Source organism: Azospirillum tabaci (assembly GCF_014596085.1).
Taxonomy (GTDB): domain Bacteria; phylum Pseudomonadota; class Alphaproteobacteria; order Azospirillales; family Azospirillaceae; genus Azospirillum; species Azospirillum tabaci.
Genome location: NZ_JACCJY010000022.1, coordinates 111,756 through 125,580 on the forward strand (window position 1 = coordinate 111,756; position 13,825 = coordinate 125,580).

General features: G+C 70.6%; 14 protein-coding genes. 11 read left to right on the plus strand and 3 right to left on the minus strand.

Annotated elements, in window-relative coordinates:
• The first annotated feature begins 22 nt into the window (after positions 1 to 22).
• The 8 genes from H0B54_RS19685 to H0B54_RS19720 all read left to right on the plus strand — a co-directional run bounded on the left by H0B54_RS19685 (position 23) and on the right by H0B54_RS19720 (position 10,179).
• Positions 23 to 565, plus strand: coding sequence for a chemotaxis protein CheW (locus H0B54_RS19685; protein ID WP_188261733.1), 543 nt, complete (start codon positions 23 to 25; stop codon positions 563 to 565).
• The gene (locus H0B54_RS19690) at positions 562 to 2,010 is read left to right on the plus strand and encodes a CheR family methyltransferase (RefSeq protein WP_188261734.1); all 1,449 of its coding nucleotides are present in this window, start codon (positions 562 to 564) and stop codon (positions 2,008 to 2,010) included. The genes H0B54_RS19685 and H0B54_RS19690 overlap by 4 nt, the downstream gene beginning before the upstream one ends.
• Positions 2,010 to 2,642, plus strand: a complete 633-nt coding sequence (locus tag H0B54_RS19695) for a chemotaxis protein CheW (protein ID WP_188261735.1) — start codon at positions 2,010 to 2,012, stop codon at positions 2,640 to 2,642. Before H0B54_RS19690 ends, H0B54_RS19695 begins: the two co-directional genes overlap by 1 nt.
• Positions 2,633 to 4,309 carry a methyl-accepting chemotaxis protein gene (locus H0B54_RS19700; protein WP_188261736.1) on the plus strand — a complete coding sequence of 559 codons (1,677 nt, stop codon included), beginning with the start codon at positions 2,633 to 2,635 and terminating at the stop codon, positions 4,307 to 4,309. Before H0B54_RS19695 ends, H0B54_RS19700 begins: the two co-directional genes overlap by 10 nt.
• A gap of 61 nt (positions 4,310 to 4,370) precedes the next feature.
• Positions 4,371 to 6,623, plus strand: coding sequence for a hybrid sensor histidine kinase/response regulator (locus tag H0B54_RS19705; protein ID WP_188261737.1), 2,253 nt, complete (start codon positions 4,371 to 4,373; stop codon positions 6,621 to 6,623).
• A complete protein-coding gene (locus tag H0B54_RS19710) occupies positions 6,620 to 7,720 on the plus strand; it encodes a chemotaxis protein CheB (RefSeq protein WP_188261738.1) in 1,101 nt (366 codons plus the stop codon). Before H0B54_RS19705 ends, H0B54_RS19710 begins: the two co-directional genes overlap by 4 nt.
• Positions 7,717 to 8,517: a response regulator gene (locus tag H0B54_RS19715; protein ID WP_094305034.1), complete on the plus strand. Its 801-nt coding sequence runs from the start codon at positions 7,717 to 7,719 to the stop codon at positions 8,515 to 8,517. The genes H0B54_RS19710 and H0B54_RS19715 overlap by 4 nt, the downstream gene beginning before the upstream one ends.
• A gap of 90 nt (positions 8,518 to 8,607) precedes the next feature.
• Entirely contained in the window at positions 8,608 to 10,179 is a 1,572-nt protein-coding gene (locus H0B54_RS19720) for an ATP-binding protein (RefSeq protein ID WP_188261739.1), read from the plus strand.
• A gap of 75 nt (positions 10,180 to 10,254) precedes the next feature.
• On the opposite strand, the gene H0B54_RS19725 is transcribed toward H0B54_RS19720, so the two are convergent.
• Together H0B54_RS19725 and H0B54_RS19730 are read right to left on the minus strand one after the other, a co-directional pair.
• Entirely contained in the window at positions 10,255 to 11,094 is an 840-nt protein-coding gene (locus H0B54_RS19725) for a hypothetical protein (protein ID WP_188261740.1), read from the minus strand.
• Between the two features lie 75 nt (positions 11,095 to 11,169).
• On the minus strand, positions 11,170 to 11,562 hold the full coding sequence (locus H0B54_RS19730; protein ID WP_343068983.1) for a formate dehydrogenase accessory sulfurtransferase FdhD: 393 nt from the start codon (positions 11,560 to 11,562) through the stop codon (positions 11,170 to 11,172).
• Positions 11,563 to 11,900: 338 nt separating this feature from the next.
• Here H0B54_RS19730 and H0B54_RS19735 point away from each other — a divergent pair, with 338 nt between their 5' ends.
• Together H0B54_RS19735 and H0B54_RS19740 are read left to right on the plus strand one after the other, a co-directional pair.
• On the plus strand, positions 11,901 to 12,701 hold the full coding sequence (locus tag H0B54_RS19735) for a class II aldolase/adducin family protein (protein ID WP_343068984.1): 801 nt from the start codon (positions 11,901 to 11,903) through the stop codon (positions 12,699 to 12,701).
• 42 nt (positions 12,702 to 12,743) lie between these two features.
• Positions 12,744 to 12,932 (plus strand): 4-oxalocrotonate tautomerase, encoded by a 189-nt coding sequence (locus tag H0B54_RS19740; protein WP_014197963.1) that lies wholly within the window; start codon positions 12,744 to 12,746, stop codon positions 12,930 to 12,932.
• Between the two features lie 87 nt (positions 12,933 to 13,019).
• Here H0B54_RS19740 and H0B54_RS19745 read toward each other — a convergent pair whose 3' ends face one another.
• Positions 13,020 to 13,322 carry a hypothetical protein gene (locus H0B54_RS19745; protein WP_188261741.1) on the minus strand — a complete coding sequence of 101 codons (303 nt, stop codon included), beginning with the start codon at positions 13,320 to 13,322 and terminating at the stop codon, positions 13,020 to 13,022.
• A 147-nt stretch (positions 13,323 to 13,469) separates the two neighbouring features.
• On the opposite strand from H0B54_RS19745, the gene H0B54_RS19750 reads away from it, so the two are divergent.
• Positions 13,470 to 13,706, plus strand: coding sequence for a hypothetical protein (locus H0B54_RS19750; RefSeq protein WP_188261742.1), 237 nt, complete (start codon positions 13,470 to 13,472; stop codon positions 13,704 to 13,706).
• The last annotated feature ends 119 nt before the right edge of the window (positions 13,707 to 13,825 follow it).

Genomic DNA, 13,825 nt, shown 5'->3' on the forward strand with positions numbered 1-13,825 from the left:
GATAGGAAGGTGTGCGCCCGCGATGGCTGCGACGGCATCCGCGACACGGTACGTGATCTTTTCCGTCTCCGGCAGGGCATTGGCCCTGCCGGCGGACTCCGTGCGCCGGTTCCTTCCGCTGCCCCGCCTGGATCGCCCGCCCGCCGCACCCGCCGTGGTTGCCGGGCTGTTCCGCTACCAGGGCCGCGCCGTCCCGGTCCTGCGGCTGGATCTGCTGTTCGGCTTCGACGCCGCGCCTCCGGAGCTGTACGCGCCGCTGTTCCTGACCGACTGGGACGGCCGTCCGCTGGCCCTGCTGGCCGAGCGGGTGTTCAACATCCTGGCCATCCCCGACGCGGAGCGGACGGCGGCTGACGCCGGCCTGACCTTCAACGGCTGCGCCGTGGCGACCATCCCCCACGGCGCCGGCACCGCCACGGTGATCGACCCGTCCCGCCTGCTGACCGAGGCGGAGGGTCGGCTGCTCGCCGCCTTCCAAGCGATGGCCGACGAGCGTCTGGCCCGGCTCGGCGCCCCCGAAGCAGCGGACAATCCAGCCGAAGGCGCCGGGGAGGCGGCCCGATGAACCGCATCGACGCCATCCTGCGCGACCCCGTCTTTCCCCGGATCAAGGCCGCCGTCATCGGGGCGACCGGCCTCGCCTACTACGCCGACAAGGACGCCGCCCTGGCGGAGCGCATCAACCGCCGCCTGTCGGACAAGCCGACCCTCGGCCTTGCCGCCTATCTGGCGCAGCTCGCCGCGGAGGGGCCGGCCGGGCCGGAATATCAGGCGCTCATCAACGAGCTGACGGTCGGCGAGACCTTCTTCTTCCGCTACGCCGAGCAATTCGAGGCGCTGTGCGCCGTCGCCATTCCGGAATGCCTGCGCCGCAACCGGGAGAGCCGCCTGCTGCGCATCTGGAGCGCCGGCTGCTCGATCGGGCCGGAGGCTTACACGCTCGAAATCCTGCTGAAGCGACATTTCGCCGACCGGCTGCGCGATTGGCAGGTCAGCATCGTCGGCACCGACCTGAACGCCAGCTTCATCGAAACGGCGCGACGCGGCGTCTACGGGAACTGGGCGGTGCGCGGGCTCGACCCGGCGGTCCTGGCGGAATGCTTCGACCGGCAGGGCGACCTGTGGGCGGTCAAGCCGCGCTTCCGCGAGTGGACGAGCTTCTCCGTCTTCAACCTCGTGGACGGGCCGCTGCCGAACTACCCGCGGGGCCTGGGCGCGCTGGACGTCGTGCTGTGCCGCAACGTCATGATCTATTTCGACGAGCCGACGCGCACCCGCCTGCTGGAAAACCTCCACGAGGTGCTGGTGCCCAACGGCTGGCTGGTGGTCGGCCATGCCGAGACGGGGCAGCAGGTCAACAGCCTGTTCACCCCCGTGCCGGTTCCCGGCGCCACGATCTACCGCAAGCCGCGCCCCGGCTGCGCCCCCGCAGCCGCTCTGCCGGCGGCCCTGCCCGCCTACATGCCATCCATCGCCGTCGAGCCGCCCCCCGCCGAAGCGAAGCCCGCCGAGCCGAAGCCGGCCAAGAAGCGGAGCACGGCGACGGAGTCCGTGGCACGGCTGCGCGCCACCGCGGCAAAGCCGACGCCCGCCTCCCTGCCCACCCCGCAGCCGGCGGTTCCTTCCTCCGCCGGCCCCTCCGTGACCGCCTCCGACGGCGACCGGGCGGCGGCGCTGGACGCCTGCATCGCCCTGGCCGAGCGCAACCGCCTCGACCCCGCGGTCCATTTCCGGCTGGGCCTGCTGGAGGAGGAGCTGGGCGTCGGCGACCCGATCGCCGCCTTCAAGCGAGCGCTGTATCTGGATTCCGACTTCGCGCTGGCCGATTACCACTTGGCGCTCGCCTATTGGCGGCGCGGCAAGCTGGCCCCGGCGCAACGCCATTTCCGCAACGCCCGCGCCACCGTCGCCACACACGACGCGACGGAACTGGTGGCCGAGGGCGGCGGCCTGACCGTGGCCGAACTGCGCAGCATGATCGACCTCTGGTTCTCGGGTGAGGAGCCGTGATGGACGACCGGACCGGAACCGGAGAGACGGCCAAGGCGACAGACGGCATCGACTGGGCCGCCGTCCGCGCGCGCCTGGCCCGCCAGGGTCGGGAGGCGGAGGCCGCCGCGGCGCCGGGCGGCGCCTGGGCCGACGCGCTCCTGCGCCGCCGCGCCGAGGATCTGGCGCGCGTCCCCTCTTCCGAGGAGGCCGACGCCACGGCCAAGGAGGAGGCGCCGGTTGCCCTGCTGGTCGGGCGCGGCGCGGACGGGTTGTACGGGCTGGACCTGCGCCATCTGTCCCGCATCGTGCCGCTGCCGCGGGTGGCGCGCGTGCCCCACGCGCCGCCGGAGCTGCTGGGACTGATCGCCATCGACGGGCGGGTGATGCGCCTGTTCGACGTGGACCGGCTGTGCGGACGCAACGCCGTTCCCGCCGGCGGCGGCTTCGCCGTCGTGCTGCGCGGCGGGGAACGGCCGGTGGCGCTGCGCCTGCGCACTGTGGACACGGTGATGGAGCTGGATGGAACCGACGCGAAGGCTCCGCCGGAGGCCGGGTCCTTCGTCACCGCCATTACCCGGGGCCGTGTCGCCGTGCTGGACGTGCCGGCGATCCTGGAGACGCTGAGGAGCATGAAAGAAGAATGGAACTGAAGGTCAAGCACAAGCTGATGCTCAGCTTCGGGGTCGTCTGCCTGCTGACCGGGCTGCTGGCGGCGTTCCAGATGATGCGCTTCGCGGACGGCATGAAGGTCATGATGGGCATCGCCACCTACGACATCCAGGTGTCGGAGGCGGTGCGCGAGATCGAGGTGACCGAGAGCAACCTGCGCAGCTACCGCGAGGCGGCGACCCACGCCGCGGCGCTGGCGCAACTCCAGGGCGCACCGCCGGACATCACCCAACTGCGCCAGCGCTATCGTGACGGCTCGGCGGTGATGTTCGAGCAGATCAACAAGCTCAAGAGGATCGCCTCCGAACGGGCCGAGGACGGCACCACGGAGGAACGCCGCCGCATCTGGAGCGAGCTGGTCACCCAGATCAACAGCTTCGACCAGTATTCGCACCGGATGCTGGAGGAAGCCAACACGTTGATGGAGCGCGTGGCGGCGGGGACCGAGCCGGAGGCGCTGTCGCGCCTGACGCGGGTGGAGGAGATGCGGGTGGCCATGGCGAGCCAGCTCGCCAACCTGCACAGCGACATCAGCCGCCTGTCGGAAGCCGGGCGCCAGAACATCCGCTCGCTCTACGACGAGGCGGTGCGCTCCTCGATCCTGGCGCTGGTCATCGTGGTGGCTCTGGCCGTCGCCATCGCCATCCTGATCGGCAGCTCGATCACCCGGCGGCTCGGCACCGCCATCGGCTACGTCACCCAGGTGGGCAAGGGCGACCTGACCAGGACGGTGGCCGTGCCCGGCGACGACGAGCTGGCCGAACTGGGCACCCACCTGAACGAGATGACCGGCAACCTGCGCAACATGGCCAGGACCACCCGCGCCACGGCGGAGAGCATGCACGCCGCGACCGCGCAGATCCGCGCCTCCACCCAGCAGCAGGCGGCCAGCGTCGCCCAGCAGCTCGCCGCCGTCGAGGAGACCACGGCGACGCTCAGCGAGATCACCGAATCCGGCGCGCAGATCAACCGACGCGCCCAGGACGTGGCGCAGAACGCCCAGGTCGCCGCCTCCAACTCCGAGACCGGCCTGAAGGCGGTGGAGGACACCAACCAGGCGATGGACGCCATCCGCGAACAGGCGGAAGCGGTCGCCGAGAACATCGTCATCCTGTCGGAGCGCACCCAGGCGATCGGCGAGATCATCCTGACCGTCAACGACATCGCCGAGCGCTGCCACCTCCTGGCCCTGAACGCCGCCATCGAGGCCGCCGCCGCCGGGGAGCACGGCCGGACCTTCGCCGTGGTGGCGAGCGAGATCAAGAGCCTCGCCGACCAGTCGAAGGAGGCCACCGCCCAGGTCCGTTCCAACCTCAGCGAGATCCAGCACGGCATCAACGCCTCGGTCATGCTGACGGAGGAGGCGGTGAAGCGCGTCGGCGCCGGCAAGCGCCAGACCGACGCCACCCAGTCGACCATCCGCGACCTCGCCGAGAGCGTGCAGGAGAGCGTGCTCGCCTTCCAGCAGATCGTCGCCGGCACCAACCAGCAGCAGATCGGCCTGGAGCAGGTGATCCAGGCGCTTCAGAACATCCGCGAGGCGAGCAGCCAGACCGCCGCCGGCACCCGCCAGCTCGAAGGGGCCGCCACCAACCTCAACGATCTCGGCCAGGGTCTGGTCGAGGCCGTGCGGAACTACCGCGTGTGACCATGGCGACGGCATGCGGCGGCGAGGGCAAGGATAAGGGCGGTCAGAAGGCGCGGGCGGCATGAACGACATCCGCACGCGCCTGCTCGCCGCCTTCGACCTGGAGCACAAGGAGCATCTCGCGGCCATCCGCGAGTCCCTGCGCGCGGTGGAGAAGGACCCGGCGCACCACCCCGATCTGGTGGAGATCCACCGCCGCGCCCACAGCCTGAAGGGTGCCGCCCGCGCCGTCGACCTGCCGGAGGTGGAGCGGCTGTCCCACTGGCTGGAGGCCGCCTTCATCGCCATCCAGCGCGGCACGGTGCCCTTCGACGCGGCGGCGCGCGACGTGGTGCGCCGCGCGCTGGACGCCATCGAGGACGTGGTGGCCTGGGCGACCCGCGGCGGCGGCGAGGTGGACATCGCCGAGGTGCTGGCCGAACTGACCCGCATGGGCGGTGAAGGCGGCGGGCCGGAACCGGTCCAACGCCGCTCCGCCACACCGGACGCGGGAGCCGCCCCCGCCACCCCTCAGGCCGCTGCGCCGCGCCCGGTCCGGTCCGCCGGTCCCGCCGAAAGCGCGGCCCTGGTCCGCATCCGCAGCGCCGGGCTGGAGCGGCTGTTCACCGCCGCCGCCGGCCTGCTGCCGGAGATCGAGAACCAGTCCGCCCTGGTCGCCGAGCTGCGGGAGCTGCGCGGCGAATGGCGCGCGCTGGAACGGAGCTGGCACGCCATGCGGCCCCGCCTGCTCCGCGGCTCCCATGATGTTGCGGGGTCCGGCGCCACCAGCTTCGCGGGGGACGAGACGGCCCTGCGCCTGTCCTCCTTCGAGCGGCGCTTCCGCGCGCTCGGCGCCTCGCTGGACGCGGCGCACCGCGCCCATGACCGGCATCTCTGGTCGCTGCGCCGCTGGGGCAGCGGATTCCAGGACGAGGTGCGGCAGCTGCGCATGCTGCCGGCGGAGTCGCAGTTCAGCAACCTCGGCCGCATGATCCGCGACATCAGCCGCGCCCAGGGCAAGGAGGTGGAGGCGGACATCCGCGGGCTGGAGACCCAGGCCGACCGGGTGGTCCTGCAACGGCTGAAGGACCCCGTGCTGCACATCGCCCGCAACGCCGTCAGCCACGGCGTCGAAACCCCGCAGGAGCGGGTGGCGGCGGGCAAGCGCGCGGCGGCGACCGTCCGCTTCGAAGCCTCGGTGGTCGGGCGCCGCCTCGTCCTGCGCGTCGAGGACGACGGGCGCGGCCCGAACCGCGAGGCCATCGCCCGTCACGCCGTCGAGCGTGGCCTGCTGGGCGCCGACGAGGCGGACTCGGCGCCGGAGGAACGGCTGCTCGACCTGATTTTCGAACCGGGTTTCTCCACCGCCTCCACCGCGAACGAGTATGCCGGGCGCGGCATGGGCCTCGCCATCGTGCGGCGGGAGGTCACCCGGCTTCAGGGCTCGGTGACGCTGGCCGCGCGCGAGGGCGGCGGAACCGTCGTCACCGTGGAGGTGCCGCTCAGCCTGCTCAGCCAGCGGCTGGTCTTCGTGGCGGTCCAGGACGACATCCTGGCGATCCCCAGCAACGACGTGGGGCGCGTGCTGCGCGTCGCGGCGGACACGCTGTTCACCGACCTCGCCGCGCCGACCATCCGGCTGGAGGAGGAGGACGTTCCGGTGACGCCGCTGGCCGCCTTGCTCGGCTACGACGGCGCCATGCCGCAGGGCAACGGGGCGCCGCTGGCGCTGGTCGTTCTGCACGCCGCCGGGCGGCGGGTCGCGCTGGTCGTGGACGCGCTGATGGCCACCCGCGACTCCGTGGTCACCCCGGCGGAGGAGGTGGGAATCGACGCCGCCCGCTTCCTCGGCACGGTGCTGATGGACGACGGCTCGCCGGCCCTGGTGCTGAATCCCGCCGCCCTGTCGCCGCGCCCCGGCATGGCCCTGCCGCCGCTGGTCCGTCCCGTGGACGAGTCGGCGCGGCGGCGGCCGCACATTCTGGTTGTGGACGATTCCATCACCACGCGAACCCTGGAAAAGAGCATCCTGGAGGCCCATGGTTACCGGGTCACGCTGTGCGTGGATGGGCGCGAGGCGGTCGAAACGCTCGGCGAATTGGAGGATGTGGACCTGATCATCAGCGACGTGGAGATGCCGAGGATGGACGGGTTCGCCCTGCTCCAGGCCGTCAAGGGCAACCCCATGACCTCCGACCTGCCGGTGATCCTGGTCACCTCGCGTGCCAGCGACGAGGACCGCGAGCGCGGGCTGGACCTCGGCGCCGACGCCTACATCGTCAAGACCCGCTTCGACCAGAACGAGCTTCTGGCCGGCATCCGGCGGCTGCTGTGACCGGCGCCCGCAAGATCCGCGTCCTGGTGGTCGAGGACTCGCCGGTCGTCCAGCAGCTCCTCGCCCACGTCATCGGCGAGGACCCGCGGCTGGAGCTGGCCGGCATCGCCGCGTCCGGCGAGCAGGCGCTGCGCATGGTCGACTCGCTGAAGCCGGACGTGGTGTCGCTGGACATCCGCCTGCCGGGCATCGACGGCTTCGCCGTGACGCAGCGGCTGATGCGCGACCATCCCGTGCCGATCGTCGTCGTCGCCTCCGACGTGCGCGACCTGGACATCCCGATGCGGGCGCTCCAGGCCGGGGCGCTGGCGGTGGTGGAGAAGCCGGGCAGCATGGCCCGCGCCGACTATCAGACCGTTGCCCGGCATCTCTGCACCCAGCTCACCATCATGAGCCAGGTGAAGGTCATCCGGCAGCGCGGGCGCCCGCGCAGCGGCGACGAGGAAACCCGTGGCGACGGCGGCCGCGGCAAGGGCGCCCCCGTCCCGACGCCCCCTCCCCTGCCGCCGTCCGTGGTGAAGCGGCAGTTCCGCGCGCTGGGGATCACCGCCTCGACGGGCGGGCCGGCGGCGCTGGTGAAGCTGCTGCGCGGGTTGCCGACCAACTTCCCCCTGCCCGTCTTCGTCGTGCAGCACATCGGCGCTCCCTTCGTGGCCGGCTTCGCCTCCTGGCTGGGGTCGGTCACGCCGCTGCCGGTGGCGCTGGCCTCCGACGCGCCGCACCGGCCCGGCCACGTCTATGTCGCCCCCGGCGAGCTTCATCTGACCGCCGAGCCCGGCGGGATGCGGCTGATCCAGGGCGAGCCGGTCTGCGGCCAGAGGCCGTCCGGGGACGTCCTGTTCTCCTCCCTGGCCTCGGCCTTCGGCGCCGCCGCCATCGGCGTGCTGCTGACCGGCATGGGGGAGGACGGGGCGCGCGGCCTCACCGACATGCGCCGGGCGGGCGCCTACACCATTGCGGAGCATGCCTCCACCGCGGTCATCCACAGCATGCCGGGGACCGCGGTCCGGCTGGGAGGCGTTACCGAGGAGCTGCCCATCGACAAGATGGCGGCCCGTTTGCTGGAACTGGTTTCGACGGGAGTGGAGCCCTCATGAGTGGACCCAGGGCGCTGATCGTCATCGCTTCGCAGACGCAGGGACTTCTCCTGAAGCTGATGCTGGAGGAGCAGGGCATCGAAGCGAGCTGCGTCGAAACGGTAGACCCCGCGGTCGCCGAGCTGGCGCGCCGCCCCTTCGACCTGCTGATGGTGGAGGCCGACGGCGAGGCCGCCCGCACCCTGACGGAGCTGCGGCGTCGCTGCCCGGCCCCCGCCATGCTGCTGGGTTCGGCGGAACGGGCGGCGGAAGCCGGCGTTCCCGCCGACGTCCAGTGGGTGGACCCCGCCGATTCCCAGGGCGTGGTGCAGCAGGCCATGGCGCTGCTCGACCGGCGCAACGCGCCGCCGACGGTGTCCGACATCCTGCAGCGGGCGCGCATCCTGGTGGTGGACGACAGCGCGACCTACCGCGAGTTCCTGCGCGCCGAGCTGGAGGAGGACGGCTGCCACGTCGTCGCCGCGCGCAACGCCGACGAGGCGGTGGCGGCGCTGGAGGACGGCGGGCTGGACTGCGTGATCCTCGACCTCGTGATGCCGGGCACCAGCGGCACCCAGCTGTGCGAGCGGTTCGACCGTTTCCGCCGGCGCCGCGGCCTGTTCTTCCAGATCGTCATCCTGACGAGCCAGGAGGGCGACGACCGGCTGACCGCCAGCCTGACCGCCGGGGCCGACGACTTCGTCGGCAAGTCGCAGCCGATGGACATCCTGAAGATCCGTCTGATGGCCCTGCTCCGCCGAAAATACATGGTGGAGGACCATCTCGCCCGCGTGTCTCCCCCAATGCCTTCCGCATAGAAGGCGTATAGGGCTTTCAGGCGGTTTCATCCCCAGTGCACCAAAGGTTAAGGTGCTTCACCTTCAGCTCTAGCGGTTAGAGAGACCGACGTGACGCCTCGGCACAAGAACAGGACCAGCATCGACACCGCGCCAGCGGAGACGGAGTGCGTGGAGAACGCGCTGCGCGTCTGCCGCGCCGCCGCGTTGCCGGCCTTCGTTCTGACCGGGCCGCCGCACGCCGCCACCCTTTTCGCCAACGACGCGCTCTGCGCCCTTCTCGGCAAGGAACCGACGGCGGGCGGGCAGCCGGCCCCCGCCTGGTTCGGACCGGTCTGGCCGGCGGTGCTGGGCACCGTCGATCCGCTGTTTTCCGGCGACACCGAGGAGCCGGTCGGCATCGAGCTTCTGCCGGTGGGCGACGCCGATCCCGCGGCGTTCGAGGGCGTGCCGCTGATCCAGGACGGGCAGACGGTCGCCGTGCTGGCGCTGGCCACCCAAGCGGCGCCCGACGACCGGGTCGTCGCCCGCATGGAGCGGGCGATGCGCGCGGAGATCGAACGGACGACCGCCGCGCGCTCCCGCTTCCTGGCCTCGGCCAGCCACGACCTGCGCCAGCCCTTCCAGGCGATGCGCCTGTTCCTCGATGCGCTGTGCAGCCAGATCACCGACGAGAAGGCGCTGAGCACGGCCGAGATGCTGGGCAACGCCATGACGGCGGGGGAAAGGCTGCTGAACGCGCTGCTCGACATCTCCACGCTGGACGCCGGCACGGTGACTCCGGATCCGCAGCCGGTCGCCCTGGACGAGCTTCTGAACCAGCTTGTGGAGGAGTTCCGCCCGCAAAGCGAGGAGAAGGGCCTGCGCCTGCGCGCCCGCCTGTGCCCCGGCACGGTGGAGACGGACCCGGTGCTGTTCGGGCGGGTGATGCGCAACCTGCTGACCAACGCCATCCGCTACACCCGGCACGGCGGTCTGCTGCTCGCCATGCGGCGGCGCGGCAACCGCTGGCGCATCGATGTGTGGGACACCGGCTTCGGCATCCCCGAGGAGCAGCTGACCGCCATCTTCGACGAGTTCCACCAGCTCCAGAACCCCAACCGCGACCCCAACCGCGGGCTGGGCCTCGGCCTTGCCATCGTGCGCCGGCTGGCGGAGCTTCTCGGTCTTCAGGTCGAGGTACGGTCGCGCATCGGGCGCGGCACGGTTTTCTCCGTTTCGCTGGAGGCCGCGGCCCCGCTGCCCGAGCCATCGAGCAGCCCGCCCGCCGCCCCGCCCTCCTCCGCCGCGGCCCCGCTCCTCACCGGGATGACCGTGCTGGCCGTGGACGACGAGGCCATGGTGCTGACCGGCCTTCAGATGATCCTGGAAAGCTGGGGCTGCACCGTCGCCGCCGCGAGCGACATGCGGGAGGTCTTCGCGGTGCTGGACGGGTTGACGGACCCGCCGTCGGTCATCCTGACCGACCTGCGGCTGCCCGGAAAGGTGTCCGGCTTCGACGTGATCGACCGGGTGCGCCGCCTCTACGGCCGCGAGATCCCCGCCGTGGTGCTCAGCGGCGAGACGGCCCAGAGCGCCCTTCTGGAAGGCCAACGCCGCGGCTGCTCCTTCCTGCACAAGCCGCTTCACCCCGGCGACCTGCGGCAGGTCCTCGAACGGCTGCGCGGGGACGGCGGGGAGTGATCGAAGGCCCGATCTCCCGGAGAGGGCTGGGTCCGGCACCCGCGGCGGCGTCAGGGCGCCGCCGCGGCATGTCCGTCAGGGCGCTTTGTGGCGCTCCAGCCAACGGTCGCAGCATTTGGTCTGGCCGTTGAAGCAGGACTGGTTGACGTCGTCGCACATGGCCTTGTAGGCGATGCGCTGATCAGCCCCGGTGCTGTCCCTGACCGTCGATTCCCAGATGGCCAGCTTCTCCGCGACCTGGTTGAGAAGCTCATGCCGGGGATGGACCCAAGCCCCGGCACCGGGGAAGGTGTCGAAGTTCCTGCGGCAGTATTCCGTCTCCGACTTCGTCAGGCGGATGTAGATGCGGTAGACGGGGTGGGTTGCCCAGGCGTCGGCCCATTTCAGGATGGATTTCTGGGCCTTGAGCATCGCCCGGCCCTGCGGATTGACATGGTTGACGACTCTCTGCCAGTTCAGATGGGAGGGCTGCGCGCTGGTCTGGACGAGCAGATCCTTCAGCTCGTTGGCGTAGGCCAGCGCCTTTGGCAGCGCTCCTTCCGCCTCCCACCCGCCGGTGTTCATGGGGTCGTCCACCCGCATCACGTTCTCCGCGCCCGGGAAGACGTTGCCGCAGGCCCAGAGGATGCGCTCCATCAGCGCTTCGATCCGGGCCTGCGGGTCCTGGGTCGGCGCGATCACGACGCTGTTCACCGCGTAGGTCCCGGCCCCGATCAGCAGCCCGTCACCGCTGGCGTCGACGGCGCCGTTGCGCAGGTCGAGCAGGACGTTCTGCGGGCAGATGTGGTGATCGGTGACCACGCTGAGATTGGCGAGCCCGTTGAGCTGGGCAGCATCCTGGACGCTGTCGCGCCACTCCGCGAAATCGAGCGGCTTGGACTTGATGTTCTTGATCGCGGCCCTGTCGAGCGGCATCGGGGTCTCCGTCATCCGGCTGGTATTCCCCAGACGACGGAGCGGCGCGTCCCGTGACGTTTTCCGCGAAGCCGCCTACGCCCAGCGGTCGCCGTGGCTGTAGACGACCAGCCGGTTGCCGCGGGCGAAGCCGGCCAGCGACACTCCGCAGCTTTCCGCCATGCGCACCGCCATGCCGGTCGGGGCGGAGATGGCGACCAGCCCGCTGATGTCCAGGCGGGCGGCCTTCTGCACCAGCTCGTAGCTGGCACGGCTGGAGGTCAGGACGAAGCCGCCCCGCCGGTCCACGCCCGTGCGCACCAGCCAGCCCATCAGCTTGTCGAGCGCGTTGTGGCGGCCGACATCCTCGCGCACCGCCAGGATGGTCCCCGCCGCATCCACCCAGGCGACGCCGTGGGCCGCCCCGGTGGCGCGGTGCAGGGTCTGCCGCTCGGCGAAGCGGGCCAGCGCCCGCTCCACCGCGGCCACCGACAGCGGCCCGCCACCTTGACCCGCCAGCCGCGCCGCTCCAGCGCGCGCGACAGGAAGCTGCAGATGCCCTCCTCATCGTCCACCACGAGGATGGACGGCTTCGCCTGGTCCTCCATTCGGCCCCCTTCCGGCGCGCTGCGGTCGGGCGGGGTGGAAATCGGAGCGGTGAAGGGCATCGGTGTGCACTCGGCGGCGGAAACCCCCACAGTCTAAGGGACCGCAATCAAGCCGGGCCGGTGATTTCCGAAATCCGGAATAGTCCCAGCGTCCCGCTTGGACAACCGTGCCGCGCCATGCGAAGCTCCCCCGCTCATCGCACAGACCGGGAGCCGACCGTGACCGACACCAGCGGATCATTCGTCCATGCCGGACCGCGCATCGCCGGTACCGGCATCAGCGACGCCGGCATCAGCGATGCGGAATGGCGGGCGCGGGTCGATCTCGCCGCCGCCTACCGTCTGGTCGCCGAGCGCGGCTGGGACGACCTGATTTACACCCACATCTCGCTGGCCGTGCCGGGGGAACCGGGGCGCTTCCTCATCAACCCCTTCGGCCTGACCTTCGACGAGGTGACCGCCTCCAACCTCGTGAAGATCGACATCCACGGCGCCATCATCGGCGACAGCCCCCACCCCGTGAACGCCACCGGCTTCGTCATCCATGGCGCCGTCCATGCGGCGCGCGAGGACGCGCGCTGCGTCATGCACCTCCACAACGAGGCGGCGGTGTCGGTGTCGATGCTGAAGGACGGGCTCCTCCCGCTGTCCCAGCACGCTCTGCGCTTTTACCGCGACCTCGCCTACCACCGGTACGAAGGGCTGGCCCTGACCGAGAGCGAGAAGGTCCGCCTCGTCGCCAACCTCGGCACCCGCCGGGCGATGCTGCTTCACAACCACGGCAGTCTGGTGACCGGGCGCACGGTGGCGGAGGCCTTCTGCCTGATGGACATGCTGGACAAGGCGTGCCGGATGCAGCTCGCCGCGCAGGCGGCCGGCGCGGAACTGGTGTCGCCATCGCCGGAGCTGTGCGACAAGACCTACCGGCAGCTCACCGCCGATCCGGAGCCCGAAGGCGAACTCGAATGGCCGGCGCTGCTGCGACGCCTGGACCGCCGGTGCCCGGACTACAAGAGCTGAGCTTTCCGGACCGCGGTCCGCAACAGAGGGGATGGAACGACTATGCCGTTGATCAACGTTCAGCTTTTTGAAGGCCGCACGCTGGAGCAGAAGCGTGCCTACGCCAAGGCGCTCACCGACGCCTCGGTCGCGGTGCTCGGCTGCAGCCCGGAGGCGGTCGATGTCATCTTCCACGACGTGAAGAAGAGCGACTGGGCCAGCGGCGGCAAGCTGTGGTCTGATCCCGAGTAACGTCCAGATTCGGAATGCCCATGGGAGGCACTGCTCACCCCATGGGCATTCGGACAAAAAACAGGCAGGCCAATCCCCGGCCTGCGTTCAGACCGCACCCACCGTCTTTCCGGTCAGGCGATAGACCGCGGTGGCGACCGCCCGGTCCTCGCTGTCACCGACCTCCATGCGCCGATCGATGTAATTGCCGAGAAACTCGACCAAAGCGTCGCGGGCGACCGACTGGACCCACTGTCCATGCCGGCCGAAGGCTTGAAGCGTCCAGAATTCCGAGGCCATCAGCGCCGAGCGGACGGTCTTCGACGAACCGTCCCAATGCGACCATAGGAAGTCGATGGCGCTCTGAGCGACCGTAATCACCAAACCGGCATTGATTCCGCGTGACGCCATCGTAGTCTCCCTCTCAGCTTGCCGAGCGGACGCTCGTGAACAGAAATTCGTTCAGCAAAAGCAATGCCAGGGGGACCAGAACAAAACGCCTTACCTCGTTCGGATGCGATTCGCCGGAAATCGAGACCAGACACGGGAGGAGTGGCCATGAACGCGCAGGAAGAGCAACGGGCGCGCGACGCGCTGAAATGCATCGACCGCGATCTCGACGCGCTCGACATCCAGATCGCCGCTTTGCAAGCGCGGCAACGATCCGGGACCTCCCTCGACCAATACATCCGCGTCCGCGACGCCCTGCTGACCGAAGCCCAGACGATCCTGACCCAACTCGACCACCGCTCGGACAACCGCTCCCCTCCCCCGCCAGCGGTGGGGGAGGGTTAGGGAGGAGGCCCGCGCCAACACCCCGGACACGACGAAAACCGGCGCTTCCCGTGGGGGAAAGCGCCGGCTTTGCCGTTCATGAAGCCGATTGTCGAGTGTGACTGACGCCTTGCTGCGTC